Here is a 21,221-nt window from a genome sequence, read left to right on the forward strand (position 1 = left end):
GGCTGGTTTCACCCTGTTGCGCTACACCCACGGCGGACCTGGGGGAATGGCGACGAGGGCCATTCTAAACACATCCTTCAAGGATCCGGGAACCGCCCGACAAGAATAAATCGGACTACGCTGACGAGAACTGACCGGTCACGGTTTGGCCTGTTGAAATTGCTGCGCAATTGGCACAGATTGGTAACAAACAACTACAACAACTGACTTCGCCCGTCTTTCACCCGGTTTTTCCTTCGGTCTGACAGACATCTCCTTAAAGCCTGTGAGAAAGCGGCGCAAGTTAAAGACCAAGGGGTCGCTGTTTGAAAAAGCGTCTGTTCGTCACGGGTCTCAGTGGATTCGTGGGACAACATATTCAGTCGCGTCTGGCATTGCCTGATTCGTCGTGGGAGCTGCTGTCTGCCGCATCGCCCTACGACCTCACGAATGCTGACAGCCTCAACGATCTGTGGCCGCAAATGCCCGACGCGGTGATTCATCTGGCCGGGCAGACCTTCGTCCCCGAAGCCTTTCGCGATCCGGCGCGCACCTTCGACATCAATCTTTTCGGCACCCTCAATCTGCTGCAAGCACTCAAGACACGTGGCTTTGCCGGCACCTTCCTCTACGTCAGCTCCGGTGATGTCTACGGTCAAGTCGGCGAAAGCGATCTGCCAATCACCGAGCAACAACCGCCCTGCCCGCGCAACCCCTACGCAGTAAGCAAACTCTCGGCAGAATTTCTCAGCCTGCAATGGGGCCTGAGCGAACACTGGCCGGTGCTGGTGGCGCGCCCGTTCAACCATATTGGCACCGGTCAGCAAGACAACTTCGTCATCGCCAGCGCTGCCCGTCAGATCTGTCGCATCAAACAAGGCCTGCAAGGACCGCAAATGGAAGTCGGCGACATCGACGTAACGCGTGATTTCCTCGATGTCGGCGACGTGGTGTCGGCCTATCTCGCGCTGCTGGAAAAAGGCCAGCCGGGCCAGATCTACAACATCTGCTCGGGGCGCGAGCACAGCATCCGCAGCCTGATCGAACAACTGGCGGCGCTGGCCGAAGTCGAGGTGCTACAGGTTCAGGATCCCGCACGCATGCGGCGTGCCGATCAGCGTCGCGTTTGCGGCAGCCACGCAAAACTGGCCACAACCACTGGATGGGCGCCAGCCATCACCACACAACAATCCCTGCGGGCGATCCTGTCCGACTGGGAGACGCGAGTACGACAAGAATGACAAAAAGTGCACTGATCACAGGGATCACCGGCCAGGACGGCGCGTATCTGGCCAAGCTGTTGCTCGACAAGGGCTACAAGGTTCACGGCCTCGTCGCACGGCGCAGCAGCGATTCACGCTGGCGCCTGCGCGAGATGGGCGTCGAAGCCGACATCGTCTATCTGGACGGTGACATGGCCGATGCCTGCTCGGTACAGCGTGCAGTCATCAAGTCGGCGCCGGACGAGGTCTATAACCTCGCCGCGCAAAGCTTCGTCGCCGCCTCGTGGGATCAACCGGTGACCACCGGCATCGTCGATGGCCTGGGCGTTACTCACTTGCTCGAAGCGATCCGTCAGTTCAGTCCGCACACACGCTTTTATCAGGCCTCGACCAGCGAAATGTTCGGCCTGATCCAGGCTGAGCAGCAGGATGAAAACACGCCGTTCTACCCGCGCAGCCCTTACGGCGTGGCCAAACTCTACGGTCACTGGATCACCGTCAACTATCGCGAAAGCTTCAACCTGCACGCCAGCAGCGGCATCCTCTTCAACCACGAATCACCGCTGCGCGGCATCGAGTTCGTGACCCGCAAGGTCACCGATGCCGCCGCACGCATCAAGCAAGGCAAACAGCAGGAGCTGGCCTTGGGCAACATCGATGCGAAACGCGACTGGGGTTTTGCCGGCGACTACGTCGAAGCCATGTGGCTGATGCTGCAACAAGACAAGCCTGACGATTTTGTGGTCGCCACCGGCGTCACCACCACCGTGCGGGAAATGTGCCGCATCGCCTTCGATCACGTCGGTCTCAACTATCGCGACTACGTGAAGATCGACCCGGCGTTTTTCCGCCCGGCCGAAGTCGAAGTGCTGCTCGGCAATCCGGCCAAGGCTCAGCGCGTGCTGGGCTGGAAGCCGAAAACCGACCTGGATACCTTGATCCGCATGATGATGGATGCGGACATGAAACGCGTCGCCAAGGAGTAGGCCATGCCGACCCCCGTGATTCTGTCCGGCGGCGCCGGCAGCCGTTTGTGGCCGGTGTCCCCTGAGTGCCATACCGCCCCGTTCACAAGCCTGTCCGCTGTGCCGTCGCCGCAAGGCAAGACGTACCAGTGCACGGCAGCGTTTCTGGCTGGTTGGGCCGACATCGTTCGCTTCGAAGACCCATACGGCAGGACGGTTTGAATGTTGCTTTCCCTGTACCGCTCGCTGCGCAGCTACCGTGGATTCATCCTCGGCAGCGTCAAGCGAGAGTTTCAAGCGCGGTATCGCAATTCGCTGTTCGGTGCGCTGTGGACTGTACTCAACCCGTTATCGATGATCGTTGTGTACACGGTGATCTTTTCCCAGATCATGCGCGCGCGTCTTCCGGGCGTGGACGATGGCCTGGCTTACAGCGTCTACCTGTGCGCCGGCCTGCTGACCTGGGGGCTATTCGCGGAAATCACGTCGCGCAGCCAGAGCATGTTTCTGGAAAATGCCAATCTGCTGAAGAAAATCAGCTTCCCGCGCATTTGCCTGCCGGTGATTGCCCTGCTCAATGCCGGGATCAACTTTGCAATCATTCTGGCGCTGTTTTTCGGCTTCCTGCTGCTCAGTGGGCGCCTGCCAGGCATGGCGCTGCTGGCGCTGATCCCGCTGCTGATCCTGCAGGTGATCTTTGCCGCCGGGCTGGGCATGTTGCTGGGCATCCTCAATGTGTTTTTCCGCGATGTCGGGCAGATGTTCGGCATCTGCCTGCAGTTCTGGTTCTGGCTGACACCGATTGTTTACCCGCTGTCGATACTGCCGCCCGGCATCCAGCATCTGATCAGCCTCAATCCGATGACGGCGCTGATGAGCAGCTACCAGAACGTGTTCCTCTACAACCAATGGCCCGACTGGTCCTCGCTCATGCCGTTGCTGATCATCGGCCTGCTGCTCTGCGCCCTGGCGTTACGGCTATTCCGTCAACGGGTCGGTGAAATGGTGGACGAACTCTAATGGGCCACATACGCGTCAGTGGCCTGGCCAAGGCCTATAAACAGTATCCCAATCGCTGGAGCCGTCTGCTCGAATGGCTGCTGCCATTTTCCCGGCCCCGGCACCACTTGCACTGGATCCTGCAAGACGTCGATTTCGAGATTCAGCCTGGTGAGGCCGTGGGTATTGTCGGCGTCAACGGAGCCGGCAAGAGCACGCTATTGAAGATGATCACCGGCACGACTCAACCGACCCGCGGGCAGATCGAACTCCAGGGTCGGGTTGCCGCGCTGCTCGAACTGGGCATGGGTTTTCATCCCGACTTTACCGGACGCCAGAATGCTTTCATGGCCGGTCAGTTGTTGGGGATGCAGGTCGAGGAAATCGAGGCGCTGATGCCGCAAATCGAAAGCTTTGCCGAAATCGGCGAGGCCATCGATCAGCCGGTGCGCACTTATTCCAGCGGCATGCAAATGCGCCTGGCGTTCAGTGTCGCCACCGCACGTCGTCCGGACATTCTGATCGTCGACGAAGCGCTGTCAGTGGGCGATGCCTATTTCCAGCATAAAAGCTTCGAGCGCATTCGCGGCTTCCGAAAGGCCGGCACCACCCTGTTGATCGTTTCCCATGACCGCTCGGCCATTCAGTCAATCTGCGACACCGCCATTCTTTTAGAGAACGGGCGTCTGGCCATGCGCGGCAAACCTGAAGAGGTCATGGATTACTACAACGCCATGCTCGCCCAGCGCGAAGGTCAGATCGTCCGCCAGGAAATGCTCGCCAACGGTCAGGTACAGACAATCTCCGGTACGGGCGAAGCGGGAATCATCGACGTGCGTCTGCTCGATGCCCAGGGACGCAGCCTCGAAGTGGCGGAGGTCGGCCAGCCCGTGGTGCTGGAAGTACAGACGCAAGTGCGCGAAGACATCGAACGGTTGATTCTCGGCTTCATGATCAAGGATCGTCTCGGTCAGGCGATTTACGGAATCAACACCCATCGCCTCGCCAAACCGGTCATCGAGCTGAGTGCCGGTGAGCGCGTGACCTTCCGCTTCGCTTTCGATATGCGTTTGGGCAAGGGCAGCTATTCGGTGGCGCTGAGCCTGTCACGTCTGGATTCGCACCTGGATCGCAATTTCGAGTGGCGCGACTACGGCTTGATCTTCCATGTCATCAACAACCGTCAGGAAGACTTCGTCGGATGTGCCTGGCTCCAGGCACACACCGAAATCATCCGCTCCAGCGAAACGCTTTTGCCCATCCCCGATAAGGAGATCTCGCGATGACCCGAATGCTGGTGGAATGCACCTACGTTTTCGAACATCCCGCCGCCAACTCGGGCATCCAGCGCGTTGTACGCAACGTCATTCAGCAACTGCCGGCCACCGACGCAAACCTTGAATGCATCCCGGTGGTGATGATCGACGGCGGCCTCCATGAGGTCAAAAGTCTGGTGCCGCTGAAATCCATGAAGCTCAACTTGATGGGCCTGCGGGTGAAGCTGGAACAATGGGCCAACACCTTTTGGTTGCGCCACCGTGCCCTGGAGCGACGTCGGCCGTTCAGCCAGTCGCATTTCAGCCGCCGGGTTTTGTATGTCTGCTGTCGGCTCGCGGCCTTCGCCTGCTTCAGCGCGCCGATGCGCCTGCTGGAACGAGCCCTCAAGGGCAAGCATATCCCCGAGCGCTGCGTACCGTTGCAACATCGGGCCGGCGATCAGCTGGTGCTGCTCGACTCGTCCTGGCACGCCAACTTTTTCCCCCTGGCCGAGCAACTCAAGCGGGACGGCGTCGGAATCGTTTCGGTGATCTACGACTTGATCCCGCTGACCCACCCGCAGTTCTGCGACGCCGGGCTGGTCAAAGTGTTCAACGACTGGTTCGACTGGATCGCCCGTACCGCTGACGGTTATGTCGCCATTTCCACGACCATCCGCGACCAGGTACGCGAGGAGATGCTCCGCCGCATCGGCGCACAACAGGTCGCGCAGCGCTGGTTCGATTATTTCCACCTTGGTTCGGAGCTGGATTTGAGCGACGCCGAGGCCGACGTCGATCGGGGCTTGTTGCAGATGTTCAAGATGCCGGATCCGGTGTTCCTGATGGTCAGCACCATCGAGCCGCGCAAAAACCACACCTACCTGCTGGATGCTCTCGAGCGTGCCTGGGCCAAGGGTTCCAAAGCGCGGTTATGCATCGTCGGCAAGATCGGCTGGAAGTGCGAAGCACTGATCGAACGTATTCGCCAACATCCCGAGCTGAACCGGCGCTTGTTCATGTACAACTCGCTTTCTGACAAAAGCCTCGAGCATGCCTACTCACATGCGACGGCGCTGGTGTTCCCGTCCTACGTTGAAGGATTCGGCCTGCCGCTGGTGGAAGCGATGCAACGCGGGCTACCGGCGATGGCCAGTGATATCCCGGTGTTCCGCGAAATCGGCGGCGATTACATGGCGTATTTCGACCTGGCCACCCCGCAGAGCCTGACCGATCTGGTCGTTGACATGGAGCGCACCCAACGATTCCCCGCACCACTTGGCCTTGAACAATGGCGCTGGCTGAGTTGGCGTGAAGCGAGTGCGCAACTGGTCGAGCGCATCGAACGCAACCTGAACCCGTCGGTGGCTGCACCGCAGAGTCAACATGCGCATTGCTCTTAACGCGCGCATTCTCCAGGCGCCGCGCACTGGCATCGGCCACTACGTCGCCGAACTGGTCAACGCCTTGAGCCGCGAACCGGACGTCGAAGTGACGCTGTTTCACGGCTGGGGCTGGAGTTCAGTCCTGCCGGAGGCAGCCGTACCCGGTTATTCGCGATTGACCCCCCTGCTGCGGCAGATTCCGGGTGCCTATCAGGCGCGGCGCTGGCTGGAACAGAAACGCTTTGATCAGGGGCGCGCGCAAGGCATCGACCTGTATCACGAGCCGAGCCTGTGGCCGCTGGCCTTTAACGGTCCGACAGTGATCACCCTGCACGACTTGACCCACCTGCATTTCCCCCAAACGCAGCCGTTGGCACGACTCAAGGAAATTGAGCGTCGGCTGGCTATCGGGATACAGCAGGCGCGACTGATTCTGACGGACTCACAGGCAATCGCCGATGAAGCCCAAACCTATTTCGGCCTACCCGCCGAGCGTTTCGTCGTGGCACCGCTGGGCGTCGCCGAGCGTTTCCATCCGCGCGAGGCGAGCGCGATCAGCGCAGTGCTCAAGGCGCATGCCGTCATGGCGCGCGAATATTTCCTGTGCGTCGGCACGCTCGAGCCGCGCAAGAACCTGAACCTGGCGTTACGCGCCCATGCGCTCCTGCCGGAGGCCATACGCGAGCGCTTTCCATTGCTGATCGTTGGCATGGCTGGTTGGCAGCGTGAGCAGTTCAGTGACGAGCTTCGTCAGGCATTGGCCAGTGGACATGTCTGCCTGCTTGGCTATCTGCCCGACGAACAGGTAGCGCAATTACTGGCAGGCGCCCGGGCGCTGATTTTTCCTTCGCTGTACGAAGGCTTTGGCCTGCCAGTGCTGGAAGCGATGGCCAGTGGTACACCGGTGGTCATCACCCGCTCTTCGGCAATGCCGGAAGTAGCAGGTGCTGCCGGAAATTATATTGAAGCTGACGATGCACATGGCTTGCGCGATGCGATGAGCCATCTGATCGACGATCAAGCACATTGGCAAGCATGCCGAGAGGCCGGATTGCAGCAGTCACGGCTTTTTTCCTGGGAACGTTGTGCACAGGCCACGGCCGGTGCCTACCGCCAGGCCATGGGAGGTTGAATGCGAGTTCTTCATTTTTTCAAGACGTACCTGCCCGACTCGGTCGGCGGCATTGAGCAAGTGATCTTCCAACTGTGCGAAAGCGGCGCCCAGCATGGCATCGACGGCCAGGTGCTGACGCTCAGTGCTGACCCGACACCGGCCATGGTGAAATTGGGTCAGCACGAAGTGCACCGGGCCAGACTCGACATCCAGTTCGCCTCCACCGGTTTTTCCTGGAGCGTATTCAAACAGTTCCGCGAGATGGCCGCCGAGGCTGATGTGGTCAATTACCACTTTCCGTGGCCGTTCATGGATCTGGTGCATTTCGCCAGCGCCATGAGCAAGCCAAGCGTGGTCACTTATCACTCCGACATCATCCGCCAAAAGCACCTGCTCAAACTCTACCGGCCGCTGATGAACCGCTTCCTCGCCAGTGCCGACCGCATTGTCGCCGCCTCGCCGAATTACCTGCATACCAGCGATGTGTTGCAGCAGTTCCAGGACAAGACCCGGGTGATCCCCTACGGTTTGAATAAAGCCGGTTACCCACAAGCCGATGGCGAAAGGCTGAGTCGCTGGCGCCGGCAGATTGGGGATAAGTTCTTTTTGTTTGTCGGCGTGATGCGCTATTACAAAGGCTTGCACATCCTGCTCGATGCCTTGAAGGAAGTGGACTATCCCGTTGTCATCGTCGGCGCCGGGCCGCTGGAGCGTGAACTGCACATGCAGGCTCAGGCGTTGGGCCTGCGCAACATTCATTTCCTCGGTCGCCTGGGTGACGAAGACAAGGTCGCACTGCTGCAATTGAGCTATGCCATTGTCTTCCCTTCGCATTTGCGCTCGGAAGCGTTCGGCATTTCTTTGCTGGAAGGCGCTATGTACGGCAAACCGATGATTTCCAGCGAAATCGGCACCGGCACCAGTTACATCAATATCCATAACGAAACCGGACTGGTAGTGCCACCCAGTAATCCACAGGCGTTCCGCGAGGCGATGCGCACACTTTGGGAAGACCCGGTGCGTGCCGCCGCCATGGGAGTAAAAGCCGAAGCGCGTTACCGGCAGTTATTCACCGCCGACGACATGGGCCGCAAGTGGACAGAGCTGTATCAGGAACTGCTGGAAGAGAAATCGCTGTCCTACGCCTGAGCGTGGGTTGAACCCCGATCCCCTGTAGGAGCTGCCGAAGGCTGCGATCTTTTGATTTTGATTTTTAAAAACAAGATCAAAAGATCGTAGCCTTCGGCAGCTCCTACACGGGTTCGGGTTACAGGTCTAAGATCAGCGGCTGATTGCTTTGCGCCGGAACTGCGCAACAAATCAGCACATGCCCCGCTTCCGGAATATCCGCCGGCGCCTGTGGATAATTCACCGCACCACTGACCAGCCGGGTCTTGCAAGTGCCGCACGAGCCACCGCGGCAACTGAACTCCGGGCGCAATCCGCGGCTTTCCGCCAGCTCCAGCAAACTGCCGCCATCGGGCTGCCAGCGCGCCTCTTTTGCCGAGCGCTCGAACACCACCGGCACCGAAGTGGTCGCTGCGGGCGGTTGCTCGATCACGATCGCATCCGGATCGGCCTGACGTTTCAGGGTCGACGGACCAAAGGTTTCCGCATGAATCTGCGCATCGCGCACATCCAGTTCGCGCAGGCTGTCGTACAGCCCTTGGGTAAAAGCACCGGGACCGCAAAGCACAAAGTCGAGCTGGTCGAAATCCTCGGCACCAAGCAGGTTCCTCAACACCGCGCCGTCGATACGCCCACGCACATCGAAATCCTCGCCCTCTTGCAGATTGTCTTCCGGCTGGCTGAGCAGACGCAGGATTCGCACAGAATCGCCCGCCGTTTCGAGCAAACGATCCAGCTCCTGGCGAAACGGCTGGTCCGCCAGACTGCGCGAACTCTGCAGCAACAACGTCGGACGAATCCCCCGCGTGCGTAAGCCTTGATACACCACCTCGCGCAGCATCGACAGCAACGGCGTGATGCCCACACCGGCGGCCAGCAGAACCAACGGTCGCTGCTCCAGCGGTGCCACGGTGAAATGCCCCTGCGGCGCCCGCGCCTCGAGCACATCGCCAACGCGGATCTGCTCATGCAGGTGCGACGAAATCAGCCCGTCGCGCTTGACGCTGATCCGGTAGAAACCATCCGATGGCGCACTCGAAAGACTGTAGGTGCGGATATGCACCTCGCCATCGATCGTGAAACGCAGCGGCAAATGCTGGCCGGCGAGAAACACCGGCAAACCGGCGCCATCGGTTGGCTCCAGATAGATTGAACGGATGCTGCGACTTTCCGCCTCGATCCTCGCCACGCGCAACGGCCGCCATTGATTGCCCAGGGCCTGCGCCTGCAAACGCGCATCCGCCTCTGCCCAATTGCCGGTCAACAGACTGGTTGGCGACATGCCGTCGAAGCGCCAGCGCAACGCCAGGGCTGCGGGGCGTCGCACCAGCTTCTCCACTTCAAATGTCCACAACCGCTCCGCACCTTGAAAGGCCTCGATCTGCGGGTCATCGAGAAGGATCTCGGTACGCCCGCTGAGTTGCAGCAGTTCGCCTGTGGAAAAGTCGATGAACAGCAAGCCCGCCTTGGGATTGAGCAACAGATTGCCGAGCGTGTTGAAGTGCAGATTGCCGGCGAAGTCGGGGATGGTCAGACGATTGCCTTCCACCCGCACGAAACCAGCCTGGCCGCCACGGTGAGAAACATCCACCGCGCGCTCGCCTTCGACATCCACATAGCTGGCGACAAAAAACGTATCGGCGCCAGCGATCAGCGCGATGGCCGCGTCATCGAGGCCGTTCAGATACTCAGCCGGGCGTGTCTGCGGATCCGTCAGCGGCACCCGCTGAAACTGGCGCAGTTGAATGTATTGCGGGCAGTTGCCGAAGGCCTGATCCACGCTCACGTCAAAACCATGAGCGTTCAGATTGCCGACATGACCATTGAGGCGATTGCGCCGGCGTGTGTGCAACTCGATGCCAAGCAACCCGATCGGTTCGCCGTTACGCAGTTGCGCCGGGTCATCGGCAGCAGGCTGGCTGGCGAAATGCAGATGTTCGGGATCCGGCGAATGGGCAAACCCCGGCGCGCCTTCGAGCACACTGGCCCACGGGCGCCCATCTGCATCAACTGCGCCGTACAACATGAAGGGTAATTGCTGATAGAACTCGCGGTGCTGGTCCGGCATCCAGGTGCGAATCACCTTACGCCCGAAGGCTTCCATGCGTTCGGCAACCCCGACTTTCGCTTGCAGTTGTTGCTCGCCAGCGTGCCACGGTGAACGTTCCATCACGACCTCTCCCCTGCACCGTCGGCACAGTGTGGATTGCGAAAATCAGGCGGTGGTTTGCAGACCGGCAATCGTGCGCGGCATGCCGACGAAACCAGGCAGGGCTTCGACGCGGGCCAGCCAGGCGCGGACATTGCCGTAGTCGTCCAGCGACACGTTGCCTTCCGGTGCGTGGGCGATGTAACTGTAGGCCGAAACGTCGGCAATGCTCGGTTCGTCGCCAGCCAGATAAGGCGTTTTGCCCAACTCGATGTCCATCACCTTGAGCAGGTTGTGCGCACGGGTGATCGCCTCTTCGGCATTCAGTTGTGCGCCGAACACTGTGACCAATCGCGCTGCAGCGGGTCCGAAGGCAATCGGCCCGGCGGCGGCCGACAACCAGCGCTGTACCCGTGCGGCGCCGACAGGATCGGTTGGCAGCCAACGACCATGGCCGTATTTCTGCGCGAGATACACCAGAATCGCGTTGGAATCGGCCAACACCACGCCGTCGTCATCAATGGCCGGTACCTGGCCGAAACTGTTGATCGCCAGATACGCCGGCTGCTTGTGCTCACCGTTGGCCAGATCGACGAAGATCAACTCGGTCGGCAATTGCAGCAGGGACAACATCAGCTCGACACGGTGGGCGTGGCCGGAACGTGGAAAGTTGTAGAGTTTGATCGCTTGCATGGTCGACTCCGCTGAACAGTGGCGCCGCTGCGGGGATGAGAGCGCCGGTGAAGGACATCTTCCCCTGTTCGCGAAAACAACAGAATCACCAGCAAACGCAATCGATTATTTCACCGAGTGCAATAACGCTGCATTTTTCAATGCTGGATGTTCGCGCAAAGCCTCTACTGTGAAATCGACAAAACTGCGGATCCGCGCTGGAGCCTTGCGCCCCCCCTGATACACGACATGGATCGGCAGCGGTGGCAGTTCAAATTCGGCGAGCACTATTTCCAGTGTGCCGGCGGCAACCTGGCTCGCCACTTGATAGGACAACACCCGGGTCAAACCCAAACCTGTGCAAGCTGCTGTAATCGCAGCCTGATTGGCGGTCACGATCAGACGCGGCTCAGGACGCACGCTGAGCGGTTCGCCCGCGTCGAGAAACGGCCAACTTCGTTGCTGGCCAATTGCAGAAGTCGCCACCACTGGCGCGCCCGCCAACGCGTGGGGATGAGATGGTCGGCCATGCCTGGCAAAGTAGGCCGGCGCGCCGCAAATGACCCGACGCACCTCCCCCACGCGAATCGCATGCTGATTGCTGTCCGGCAGATCGCCGATGCGCACCGCCACATCAATGCCTTCCTCGACCATGTTGACGATTCGATCGACCAGTACGGCGTTGATCGTGACATCCGGATACTGCACGAGATAACTCGCCATCACCGGCGTCACAAACAAATCACCGAACAACACCGGCGCCGTCACCGTCAATTGCCCACGCGGCTGAGCATGACTGCCCGCCGCCGAATCCTCGGCTTCCTGCACCTCAACGAGAATCCTCCGACAATCCTCCAGATAACGCTGCCCCGCTTCGCTCAAATGCACACTGCGCGTGGTGCGAATCAGTAACTGCGTGCCGATGCGCTGCTCCAGCGCCGCCACCGCCCGCGTGACGCTGGCTGCCGACAACCCCAGACGCCGCGCCGCCGCTGAGAAGCCTTGCTCCTGGGCGACAGTGGTGAAGATGTGCATTTCCTGGAAGCGATCCATGGAGACCCTCAAGTCAGATACAAAAATCGCAGCCGAAGCTGCGATTTTTTTGCGTCGATGTCAGCTGTGGATAACTTATTCCACCGTCACCGACTTCGCCAGGTTACGTGGTTGATCAACGTCCGTGCCCTTGAGCACCGCGACGTAGTACGACAGCAGCTGCAGCGGAACCGTGTAGAGGATCGGCGAGAGGATGTCGTGGATATGCGGCATCTGCACCACGTGGGTGCCTTCGCCGTTGGTCATCCCGGCTTTTTCGTCGGCGAACACGATCAGCTCGCCGCCACGGGCGCGGACTTCCTGCAGGTTGGATTTGAGCTTTTCCAGCAGTTCGTTGTTCGGCGCCACGGTGACTACCGGCATGTCGTTATCCACAAGCGCTAGCGGACCGTGTTTCAGTTCGCCGGCCGGGTAGGCTTCGGCGTGGATGTAGGAGATTTCCTTGAGTTTCAGCGCACCTTCCATTGCCACCGGGAATTGCGCGCCACGACCGAGGAACAGGGTGTGGTTCTTTTCGGCGAACAGCTCGGCGATTTTTTCCACGGTGCTGTCCATGGCCAGCGCTTCGCCGAGGCGGGTTGGCAGGCGACGCAGCTCTTCGACCAGACGCGCTTCAACGCCGTCGGCCAGGGTGCCGCGCACCTGACCCAGCGACAGGGTCAGCAGCAACAGACCGACCAGTTGCGTGGTGAAGGCTTTGGTCGAGGCCACGCCGATTTCGCGACCGGCCTGGGTCAGTAAAGTGAGATCGGACTCGCGCACCAGCGAGCTGATGCCGACGTTGCAGATCGCCAGGCTGGCGAGAAACCCTAGTTCCTTGGCGTTGCGCAGGGCTGCCAGGGTGTCAGCGGTTTCACCGGATTGCGAGATGGTCACGAACAGGGTGTCCGGCTGCACCACTACTTTGCGGTAGCGGAATTCGCTGGCGACTTCGACCTGGCACGGGATACCGGCCAGTTCTTCGAGCCAGTAACGCGCAACCATACCAGCGTGATAGCTGGTGCCACAGGCGACGATCTGTACGTTACGCACTTTGGCGAACAGCTCCGCCGCTTGTGGGCCGAACGCTTGCACCAACACCTGATCATTGCTCAGGCGACCTTCGAGGGTGCGCTGCACCACGGTCGGTTGCTCATGGATTTCCTTGAGCATGTAGTGGCGGAACTCTCCCTTGTCGGCGGCTTCGGCACCGTCGCTGTACTGCACGGTCTGGCGCTCGACGACATTGCCGTTGATGTCCCAGATCTGCACGTTATCGCGGCGAATTTCGGCGATATCGCCTTCCTCCAGGTACATGAAGCGGTCGGTGACCTGACGCAGGGCCAACTGGTCAGACGCGAGGAAGTTCTCGCCCAGACCCAGACCGATCACCAACGGGCTGCCACTGCGCGCGGCGACCAGACGATCCGGTTGTTTCGCATTGATCACCGCCAGACCATAAGCACCGTGCAGTTCCTTGACCGTAGCTTTAAGCGCAACGCTCAGATCGGGCTGATCCTTGAGTTTATGGCTGAGCAGGTGAGCGATGACTTCAGTGTCGGTGTCCGAAGTAAACACGTAACCCAGCGCTTTCAGTTGTTCACGCAGGGCTTCGTGGTTTTCGATGATGCCGTTGTGCACCACCGCGATGTCGCCGGAGAAATGCGGGTGGGCGTTGCGTTCACAGGGTGCGCCGTGGGTAGCCCAACGGGTGTGGGCAATGCCGAGACGGCCAACCAGCGGATGCTCGGCCAATGCGGCTTCGAGTTCGCTGACCTTGCCCGGGCGACGCATGCGCTCAAGAGTTTCGTCGTTGGTGAAGACCGCGACACCGGCGCTGTCATAGCCGCGGTATTCAAGGCGCTTGAGACCTTCGAGCAGGATGGCGGTGATATTACGTTCAGCAACTGCGCCGACAATTCCACACATGCTTATTTCTCCTGACTGACAGCCGCGCAAATCACGGTGATACCGCGGGCCTGAATCTGATCGCGTGTCTCTTGCGACAGGCGATCATCGGTAATTAGGGTATGGACGCTGCTCCAAGGCAGCTCCAGGTTGGGAATCTTGCGGCCGATCTTGTCGGCCTCGACCATGACGATGACTTCCCGCGCCACTTCCGCCATCACCCGGCTCAGACCGAGCAGTTCATTGAAGGTGGTGGTGCCACGCACCAGATCGATGCCATCGGCGCCGATGAACAACTGGTCGAAGTCGTAAGAGCGTAGTACTTGCTCGGCGACCTGACCCTGAAAGGATTCCGAATGCGGATCCCAGGTGCCGCCGGTCATCAACAGCACCGGTTCGTGTTCAAGTTCGCTCAAGGCGTTGGCGACGTGCAGGGAATTGGTCATCACCACCAGGCCTGGCTGTTGGCCAAGTTCCGGGATCATCGCGGCGGTGGTGCTGCCGCTGTCGATGATGATCCGCGCGTGTTCGCGGATGCGTTGCACCGCCGCGCGGGCAATCGCCTGTTTGTATTTGGAAACGCTCTGTGCAGTTTCCGCTACCAGCTCCTGCGGCATGGTGATCGCACCGCCGTAACGGCGCAGCAACAGGCCATGACTTTCCAGCGCGGCCAGATCCTTGCGAATCGTAACTTCGGAGGTTTCGAAGCGCTTGGCCAGTTCATCCACACTGACTTCGCCCTGCTCGTTGAGCAAGGCGAGAATGTTGTGACGGCGTTGCGGCGTGTTGCGTTTCGACATGGCGACTTAAGTTTCGATTCGAAAGATAACGGAAGCAATCAAAACCTATCGGCTCTAAATCGTCAAGCGGCAGGCAGACTTTTTTGAACACGACACAAACAAAAATATGGGAGCAAGCTTGCTTGCGAACGCATCGTGTCAGTCAACATCAATGTTGAGTGATCTACCGCATTCGCGAGCAAGCTCGCTCCCACATTGGATTTTCGTCGCTAAAAGAAGCTGTGGATAACTCAGATCTTCTTGATCTTCTCCGGCCGCTTCCAGCCGTCGATATTCCTCTGCCGCGCTCGGCCCACGGCCAACTGCGCGTTATCCACATTCTGTGTAATGGTCGAACCGGCGGCCGTGGTCGCCCCGTCAGAGATATCCACAGGCGCGACCAACGAATTATTGGATCCGATGAACACGTCCGCCCCCAACACGGTTTTCCACTTGTTGGCGCCGTCGTAGTTGCAGGTGATGGTGCCGGCGCCGATATTGGTACGCGCTCCGATCTCGGCATCGCCCAGATAAGTCAGATGTCCCGCCTTGGCGCCTTCGCCCATGTGGGCATTTTTCAGCTCCACGAAGTTACCCACATGCGCACGCGCTTCCAGCACGGTGCCCGGACGCAGACGAGCGAACGGACCGGCATCACTGCCCTCACCCAGAACGGCACCTTCAATGTGCGAGTTGGCCTTGATCACCACACCTTTGCGCAGGGTGCTGTCCTTGATCACGCAGTTCGGGCCGATCACCACGTCGTCTTCAATCACCACATTGCCTTCGAGGATCACGTTGATGTCGATCAGCACGTCGCGACCCACAGTGACTTCGCCTCGTACATCGAAACGTGCCGGGTCACGCAGGGTCACGCCTTGCGCCATCAACCGACGGCCGGCGCGCAGCTGGTAATGGCGCTCCAGTTCTGACAATTGCTTGCGATCGTTGGCGCCCTGCACTTCCATTGGGTCGTGCGGTTGTTCGGTGGCGACCACCAGGCCATCACTCACCGCCATCTCGATCACGTCGGTCAGGTAGTACTCACCCTGGGCATTGTTGTTCGACAGGCGACTCATCCAGTCGGCCAGACGATTGGCCGGCACCGCGAGAATGCCGGTGTTGCCTTCAGTAATGGCGCGCTGGGCTTCGCTGGCATCTTTGTGTTCAACGATCGCTGCGACCTTGCCGTCGGCATCGCGCACGATGCGACCGTAACCAGTCGGGTCATCCAGCTCGACGGTGAGCAAGCCCATCTGTCCAGGCACTACGTGCTTGAGCAGACGCTGCAGGGTATCGACTTCGATCAGCGGCACGTCGCCATAAAGGATCAGCACGGTATCGGCCGTAATGAACGGCACCGCTTGAGCGGTGGCGTGGCCGGTGCCGAGTTGCTTGTCCTGCAGGACGAAATTCAGATCATCAGCAGCCAGACGCTCACGCACTACATCGGCGCCATGGCCGATCACCACATGAATGCGTTGTGGCTCAAGTTGCCGGGCGTTGTGGATAACATGGCCCAGCATGGAGTTGCCGGCAATCGGATGCAGCACCTTCGGCAGGGCCGAGCGCATACGGGTGCCTTGACCGGCCGCGAGGATAACGATTTCAAGAGACATGACTGGCTACCAATCCTGGGTGGTCAGCAACTGCGACCGGGTTGTAAAAATCAGAAAAGAAAAAAGGGTAGCCGAGGCTACCCTTTTTTATCAATCGCACAACAAGCGGCTGACGGATTAACCGCCAAACTTCTTGCGGATCTGCTGGACGGTGCGCAGCTGAGCTGCAGCCTCGGCCAGACGTGCGGACGCAGCTCCGTAGTCGAAATCTGCGCTCTTCTCGTGCAGAGCAGCTTCGGCAGCCTTGAGAGCTGCCTGGGCTTGAGCTTCATCCAGGTCGGCGGCGCGTTGCACGGTATCGGCAAGCACCTTGACCATGTTCGGCTGAACCTCGAGGAAACCACCGGAGATGTAGAACACCTCGGCTTCCCCGCCTTGCTTGATCAGGCGGATCGGACCTGGCTTCAGATTAGTGATCAGCGGCGCGTGACCCAGAGCGATACCAAGATCACCCAGTGCACCGTGCGCAATCACCATCTCGACCAGGCCGGAAAAGATTTCCCCTTCCGCGCTGACGATATCGCAATGGACTGTCATAGCCATCTGATTGCCTCAACCTAAATGAGCGCCCGTTGCCGGGCGCCGGGATTACAGTTTCTTGGCTTTCTCGATCGCTTCTTCGATGCCGCCAACCATGTAGAACGCTTGTTCTGGCAGGTGGTCGTAGTCACCGTTGAGGATGCCTTTGAAGCCAGCAATGGTGTCTTTCAGGGAAACGTATTTACCCGAAGCACCGGTGAAGACTTCAGCCACGAAGAACGGCTGCGACAAGAAGCGCTGGATCTTACGAGCACGGTTTACCAACTGCTTGTCGGCTTCCGACAGCTCGTCCATACCCAGGATCGCGATGATGTCCTTCAGCTCTTTGTAACGTTGCAGAACGTACTGAACGCCGCGAGCGGTGTCGTAGTGGTCCTGGCCGATTACGTTCGGGTCCAGCTGACGCGAAGTCGAATCCAGTGGATCTACCGCTGGGTAGATACCCAGGGAGGCGATGTCACGGGACAGAACGACGGTGGCGTCCAAGTGGGCGAAGGTGGTCGCTGGCGACGGGTCGGTCAAGTCATCCGCAGGTACGTATACCGCTTGGATCGAGGTGATCGAACCTTCCTTGGTCGAAGTGATACGTTCTTGCAGAACGCCCATCTCTTCAGCCAGGGTCGGCTGGTAACCTACTGCCGAAGGCATACGGCCCAGCAGTGCGGATACTTCAGTACCGGCCAGGGTGTAGCGATAGATGTTGTCGACGAACAGCAGAACGTCGTTACCTTCGTCACGGAACTTCTCGGCCATGGTCAGGCCGGTCAGTGCTACGCGCAGACGGTTACCCGGCGGCTCGTTCATCTGACCGTAAACCAGTGCCACTTTGTCCAGAACGTTGGAGTCCTTCATCTCGTGGTAGAAGTCGTTACCCTCACGAGTACGCTCACCCACACCGGCGAACACGGAATAACCGCTGTGCTCGATGGCGATGTTACGGATCAGTTCCATCATGTTTACGGTTTTGCCTACACCGGCACCACCGAACAGACCGACTTTACCGCCTTTGGCAAACGGGCAAACCAGGTCGATAACCTTGATGCCGGTTTCCAGCAGGTCGTTGCCGCCTGCCTGCTCAGCGAACGAAGGCGCTGGACGGTGAATGCCCCAACGCTCTTCGGTGTCGATCGGGCCAGCTTCGTCGATCGGGTTACCGAGGACGTCCATGATCCGGCCCAGGGTCGCTTTACCGACCGGTACGGAGATGGCTGCGCCAGAGTCGGTAACTTCCAGACCGCGCTTCAAGCCTTCGGTGGAACCCATCGCAATGGTACGAACCACACCGTCGCCCAGCTGCTGCTGAACTTCCAGAGTGGTGCCGGCATCGCTTTTTACTTTCAAAGCGTTGTAGATGCTCGGTACGCTGTCGCGTGGAAATTCCACGTCGATAACGGCGCCGATGATTTGAACGATACGTCCGCTACTCATAGCTGGATCCTCTGAATATTTGAACCGTTAAACCGCGGCAGCGCCGCCGACGATTTCCGAGATCTCTTGGGTGATCGCAGCCTGACGCGCCTTGTTGTAGATCAGCTGCAAATCGCTGATCAAATCACCGGCGTTGTCGGTAGCGTTCTTCATCGCGATCATCCGCGCAGCTTGTTCAGCCGCGTTGTTCTCGACCACCGCCTGGTAGACCTGCGACTCAACGTAGCGGACCATCAAGCCGTCAAGCAGCTCTTTGGCATCCGGTTCGTAGAGGTAGTCCCAGTGGTGCTTGAGATCCTGATCCGGGGTCGCCACCAGTGGAATCAACTGCTCCACGGTAGGCTGCTGCGTCATGGTGTTGATGAACTTGTTGGACACCACGGACAGGCGGTCAATACGGCCGTCCAGGTAGGCATCCAGCATCACCTTGACGCTGCCGATCAGATCATTGATCGACGGCTCTTCACCCAGGTGGCTGATAGCTGCAACGACGTTACCGCCGAAGTTGCGGAAAAAGGCCGCACCCTTGCTACCAACGACACACAGATCAATCTCGACGCCGTTTTCGCGGTTTACCGCCATGTCCTTGACCAGGGCCTTGAACAGGTTGGTGTTCAAGCCGCCGCACAGACCACGGTCACTGCTCACCACAACATAACCAACGCGCTTGATTTCGCGCTCGATCATGAACGGGTGGCGGTATTCCGGGTTGGCGTTGGCCAGATGCCCAATAACCTGGCGGATACGCTCCGCATAAGGACGGCTAGCAGCCATGCGCATTTGTGCCTTGCGCATTTTGCTGACCGCCACTTTTTCCATGGCGCTGGTAATCTTTTGCGTGCTTTTGATGCTCGCAATCTTACTGCGAATCTCTTTTGCGCCTGCCATGTAACACCTATCAGGTTAGCAAGCGGGAGCCTCGCGGCTCCCGCTGCGGCTTACCAGGTTTGGGTGGCCTTGAACTTCTCGATACCGGCTTTCATGCCAGCGTCGATTTCGTCATTGAAGTCACCTTTAACGTTGATCTTGGCCATCAAATCGGCGTGATCGCGGTTGAAGAAAGCAATCAGCGCTTGTTCGAAGCTGCCGATCTTGGCGATTTCAATGTCAGTCAGGAACCCACGCTCAGCGGCATACAGCGACAGCGCCATGTCAGCGATCGACATTGGTGCGTATTGCTTCTGCTTCATCAGCTCGGTAACGCGCTGACCATGCTCAAGTTGCTTACGGGTCGCTTCGTCCAGGTCAGAAGCGAACTGGGCGAATGCCGCCAGTTCACGGTACTGAGCCAGAGCGGTACGGATACCACCGGACAGCTTCTTGATGATCTTGGTCTGAGCGGCACCACCCACACGGGATACCGAAACACCGGCGTTCACTGCAGGACGGATGCCCGAGTTGAACATGGCCGATTCCAGGAAGATCTGACCGTCGGTGATGGAAATCACGTTGGTCGGAACGAACGCGGAAACGTCGCCAGCCTGGGTTTCGATGATCGGCAGTGCGGTCAGGGAACCGGTTTTGCCGGTCACTGCGCCGTTGGTGAACTTCTCTACGTATTCTTCCGAAACGCGGGATGCGCGCTCCAGCAGACGGGAGTGGAGATAGAACACGTCGCCTGGGTAAGCTTCACGGCCTGGTGGACGGCGCAGCAGCAGGGAAATCTGGCGGTAAGCCACTGCTTGCTTGGACAGATCGTCATAAACGATCAGCGCGTCTTCACCGCGGTCGCGGAAGAATTCACCCATGGTGCAACCGGAGTACGGTGCCAGGAATTGCAGCGCAGGAGATTCCGAAGCACTGGCAGCCACGATGATCGTGTTGGCCAGGGCGCCGTTTTCTTCCAGCTTGCGAACAACGTTGGCGATGGTCGATTGTTTCTGACCAATAGCTACGTAGACGCAGAAAATGCCGCTGTCTTTCTGGTTGATGATCGCGTCGATCGCCAGAGCGGTTTTACCGATCTGACGGTCACCGATGATCAGCTCACGCTGGCCACGGCCGACAGGGATCATGGCATCGACAGCCTTGTAGCCAGTCTGTACAGGCTGGTCTACCGACTTACGCCAGATCACGCCCGGAGCAACTTTCTCGACCGCGTCGGTCTCGGTGTTGCCCAGTGGACCTTTGCCGTCAACAGGGTTACCCAGTGCGTCGACTACGCGACCCAGCAGTTCCTTACCAACCGGAACTTCGAGGATGCGACCGGTGCACTTGGCGCTCATGCCTTCAGCCAGAGACTGGTAAGCGCCCAGTACAACGGCACCTACGGAGTCTTGCTCCAGGTTGAGGGCCATACCGTAGACGCCGCCCGGAAACTCGATCATCTCGCCGTACATTACGTCGGCCAGACCGTGAATCCGCACGATGCCGTCAGATACGCTGACGACAGTGCCTTCGTTACGGGCTTGGGAGGTCACATCGAGCTTGTCGATGCGGCCCTTGATAATTTCACTTATTTCGGAAGGATTGAGTTGCTGCATTGCTCTGCTGCCCCTTCAAACTCAAGATTTCAATGCTTCGGCAAGTTTCGCGATTTTGCCGCGAATCGAGCCATCGATAACCAGGTCGCCGGCGCGGATAACGACACCACCTATAAGGGCAGCATCCTCCGCAACTTGCAGGCGCACTTCCCGGTTGAGTCGTGCACTGAGAACCTTGGCGAGTTTGTCTTGCTGTTCTTGGTTCAATGCAAAAGCACTGGTCACTTCAACGTCTACCGACTTCTCTTGTTCGGCCTTGTACAGGTCGAAAAGAGCGGCAATCTCCGGCAGAAGCGGGAGACGGTCGTTTTCGGCAACGACATTGATGAAGTTCTGTGCCTTGGCATCAAACTTGTCGCCGCACACGTCAATAAACGTGGCGGCCTTTTCTGCGCTCGTCAGTCGCGGGGCCTTGAGCACGCGCTGCATGGTGTCGTCTTGCGACACCGCTGCAGCCAGGCCGAGCATGGCTGACCAATTGGCCAGTTGCTGGTGGGCCTGAGCGTGCTCGAAGGCCGCCTTAGCGTAAGGTCGGGCCAACGTGGTCAGTTCTGCCATGATC

Annotated in this window: 19 protein-coding genes; 8 read left to right on the top strand and 11 right to left on the bottom strand. The window is 59.1% G+C overall.

The window, feature by feature from the left end:
• Nucleotides 1-305 precede the first annotated feature (305 nt).
• The 8 genes from GTU76_RS03735 to GTU76_RS03770 are packed head-to-tail and all read left to right on the top strand — an operon-like array spanning nucleotide 306 to nucleotide 8,070.
• Nucleotides 306-1,220, top strand: a complete 915-nt coding sequence (locus GTU76_RS03735) for a GDP-mannose 4,6-dehydratase (RefSeq protein WP_016984048.1) — start codon at nucleotides 306-308, stop codon at nucleotides 1,218-1,220.
• Nucleotides 1,217-2,188, top strand: coding sequence for a GDP-mannose 4,6-dehydratase (gene gmd, locus GTU76_RS03740; RefSeq protein ID WP_011336673.1), 972 nt, complete (start codon nucleotides 1,217-1,219; stop codon nucleotides 2,186-2,188). The genes GTU76_RS03735 and gmd overlap by 4 nt, the downstream gene beginning before the upstream one ends.
• Nucleotides 2,189-2,191: 3 nt before the next feature.
• Nucleotides 2,192-2,389, top strand: coding sequence for a sugar phosphate nucleotidyltransferase (locus tag GTU76_RS03745; protein WP_175552740.1), 198 nt, complete (start codon nucleotides 2,192-2,194; stop codon nucleotides 2,387-2,389).
• Nucleotides 2,390-3,187 (top strand): ABC transporter permease, encoded by a 798-nt coding sequence (locus tag GTU76_RS03750; RefSeq protein WP_175552741.1) that lies wholly within the window; start codon nucleotides 2,390-2,392, stop codon nucleotides 3,185-3,187.
• Nucleotides 3,187-4,452 carry an ABC transporter ATP-binding protein gene (locus GTU76_RS03755; RefSeq protein ID WP_016984052.1) on the top strand — a complete coding sequence of 422 codons (1,266 nt, stop codon included), beginning with the start codon at nucleotides 3,187-3,189 and terminating at the stop codon, nucleotides 4,450-4,452. The genes GTU76_RS03750 and GTU76_RS03755 overlap by 1 nt, the downstream gene beginning before the upstream one ends.
• On the top strand, nucleotides 4,449-5,825 hold the full coding sequence (locus tag GTU76_RS03760; RefSeq protein WP_175552742.1) for a glycosyltransferase family 4 protein: 1,377 nt from the start codon (nucleotides 4,449-4,451) through the stop codon (nucleotides 5,823-5,825). Before GTU76_RS03755 ends, GTU76_RS03760 begins: the two co-directional genes overlap by 4 nt.
• Nucleotides 5,809-6,939 (top strand): glycosyltransferase family 4 protein, encoded by a 1,131-nt coding sequence (locus tag GTU76_RS03765; RefSeq protein ID WP_016984054.1) that lies wholly within the window; start codon nucleotides 5,809-5,811, stop codon nucleotides 6,937-6,939. Before GTU76_RS03760 ends, GTU76_RS03765 begins: the two co-directional genes overlap by 17 nt.
• Nucleotides 6,940-8,070, top strand: a complete 1,131-nt coding sequence (locus tag GTU76_RS03770; RefSeq protein WP_175552744.1) for a glycosyltransferase family 4 protein — start codon at nucleotides 6,940-6,942, stop codon at nucleotides 8,068-8,070. It begins immediately after the preceding gene.
• Nucleotides 8,071-8,188: 118 nt separating this feature from the next.
• Here GTU76_RS03770 and GTU76_RS03775 read toward each other — a convergent pair whose 3' ends face one another.
• The 11 genes from GTU76_RS03775 to GTU76_RS03825 form a co-directional block, all read right to left on the bottom strand.
• Complete coding sequence (locus tag GTU76_RS03775; RefSeq protein ID WP_180698096.1) at nucleotides 8,189-10,219, bottom strand: pyridoxamine 5'-phosphate oxidase family protein; 2,031 nt, start codon at nucleotides 10,217-10,219, stop codon at nucleotides 8,189-8,191.
• Nucleotides 10,220-10,264: 45 nt separating this feature from the next.
• Nucleotides 10,265-10,891 (bottom strand): glutathione S-transferase family protein, encoded by a 627-nt coding sequence (locus GTU76_RS03780; protein ID WP_016984057.1) that lies wholly within the window; start codon nucleotides 10,889-10,891, stop codon nucleotides 10,265-10,267.
• A gap of 105 nt (nucleotides 10,892-10,996) precedes the next feature.
• On the bottom strand, nucleotides 10,997-11,923 hold the full coding sequence (locus tag GTU76_RS03785; RefSeq protein ID WP_016984058.1) for a LysR family transcriptional regulator: 927 nt from the start codon (nucleotides 11,921-11,923) through the stop codon (nucleotides 10,997-10,999).
• Nucleotides 11,924-11,998: 75 nt separating this feature from the next.
• Nucleotides 11,999-13,831 (bottom strand): glutamine--fructose-6-phosphate transaminase (isomerizing), encoded by a 1,833-nt coding sequence (gene glmS, locus GTU76_RS03790; protein WP_175552748.1) that lies wholly within the window; start codon nucleotides 13,829-13,831, stop codon nucleotides 11,999-12,001.
• Nucleotides 13,832-13,833: 2 nt separating this feature from the next.
• Nucleotides 13,834-14,610, bottom strand: a complete 777-nt coding sequence (locus tag GTU76_RS03795; protein WP_016984060.1) for a DeoR/GlpR family DNA-binding transcription regulator — start codon at nucleotides 14,608-14,610, stop codon at nucleotides 13,834-13,836.
• 230 nt (nucleotides 14,611-14,840) lie between these two features.
• The gene (gene glmU / locus GTU76_RS03800; RefSeq protein WP_180698097.1) at nucleotides 14,841-16,208 is read right to left on the bottom strand and encodes a bifunctional UDP-N-acetylglucosamine diphosphorylase/glucosamine-1-phosphate N-acetyltransferase GlmU; all 1,368 of its coding nucleotides are present in this window, start codon (nucleotides 16,206-16,208) and stop codon (nucleotides 14,841-14,843) included.
• A 117-nt stretch (nucleotides 16,209-16,325) separates the two neighbouring features.
• On the bottom strand, nucleotides 16,326-16,751 hold the full coding sequence (locus tag GTU76_RS03805; protein ID WP_007954164.1) for a F0F1 ATP synthase subunit epsilon: 426 nt from the start codon (nucleotides 16,749-16,751) through the stop codon (nucleotides 16,326-16,328).
• Nucleotides 16,752-16,796: 45 nt separating this feature from the next.
• Entirely contained in the window at nucleotides 16,797-18,176 is a 1,380-nt protein-coding gene (gene atpD, locus GTU76_RS03810; RefSeq protein WP_016984062.1) for a F0F1 ATP synthase subunit beta, read from the bottom strand.
• A gap of 27 nt (nucleotides 18,177-18,203) precedes the next feature.
• On the bottom strand, nucleotides 18,204-19,064 hold the full coding sequence (atpG, locus tag GTU76_RS03815; protein ID WP_016984063.1) for a F0F1 ATP synthase subunit gamma: 861 nt from the start codon (nucleotides 19,062-19,064) through the stop codon (nucleotides 18,204-18,206).
• Nucleotides 19,065-19,114: 50 nt separating this feature from the next.
• Nucleotides 19,115-20,659: a F0F1 ATP synthase subunit alpha gene (gene atpA, locus GTU76_RS03820; protein ID WP_016984064.1), complete on the bottom strand. Its 1,545-nt coding sequence runs from the start codon at nucleotides 20,657-20,659 to the stop codon at nucleotides 19,115-19,117.
• 21 nt (nucleotides 20,660-20,680) lie between these two features.
• On the bottom strand, nucleotides 20,681-21,217 hold the full coding sequence (locus GTU76_RS03825; protein WP_007911956.1) for a F0F1 ATP synthase subunit delta: 537 nt from the start codon (nucleotides 21,215-21,217) through the stop codon (nucleotides 20,681-20,683).
• Nucleotides 21,218-21,221 lie beyond the last annotated feature (4 nt).

The organism is Pseudomonas crudilactis, assembly GCF_013433315.1.
GTDB lineage: Bacteria > Pseudomonadota > Gammaproteobacteria > Pseudomonadales > Pseudomonadaceae > Aquipseudomonas > Aquipseudomonas crudilactis.